The following is a 670-nucleotide window of genomic DNA, read 5'->3' as shown; positions in this document are numbered from 1 at the left end:
CTACTGGGAGCAGGGCTCCACCGGCTGGCTCAGCAGCTCGACCGGCGGGTACACCGGTTCGGGCTGCAACGGCAAGTACGTGTCGATGCCGATGTCCGGCTCGGACAGCAAGGACGACAACGACAACTCGGTGGTCTGGACGTTCTCCACCGCGCCGGTCACGAGCGGCAGTTGCACGATCGCCGTCTACGTGCCCAACAACAGCGACTACAAGCTGGTCGGCGGCAAGCCCGCGTACTACACCGTCCACAACTCCCCGGGCTCCGGCGTCATCGGCGACTTCTCGGTCAACCAGACCACCAGCCGGGGGAACTGGGTGACCAGCAAGGGGTTCGCGGTCTCCGGCGGCAAGATCTCGGTGATGCTGCACTCCCGCGGCCTCGACTGGGCCGGCACCGCCACCGACAAGGCGCACATCGCCGCCTCCGCCGTCAGGGCCGACTGCACGGCCTCCTGACCGGGCCCGCCCCGTGGCCCGCCCCGGGCCCCGCACCGTCCCGACCCGCCCGACCCCGTCCGACCCCGACGACGTACCCATGAAGACCCAGGAGAGGACGGCCATGTCGCGCCATGTGCTGACGGTGTGCCCGGAACAGCGGGGCGGCCCGTACCGCACGATCGGCGACGCGCTCGCGGCGGCCCGCAGCGGAGCGGTGATCTCCGTCCGCCC

At 70.9% G+C, this 670-nt stretch carries 1 pseudogene; it reads left to right on the top strand.

Annotated elements, in window-relative coordinates:
• Positions 1–457 (top strand): annotated as a pseudogene (locus BI06_RS29045) (hypothetical protein); the annotation flags it as partial.
• Positions 458–670 lie beyond the last annotated feature (213 nt).

The sequence above is a fragment of the Kitasatospora sp. MBT66 genome, assembly GCF_000710405.2.
Lineage (GTDB): Bacteria > Actinomycetota > Actinomycetes > Streptomycetales > Streptomycetaceae > Kitasatospora > Kitasatospora purpeofusca.
Note: the sequence above shows the minus strand (reverse complement) of the source record. Positions and strands in the feature narration are given on the sequence as shown.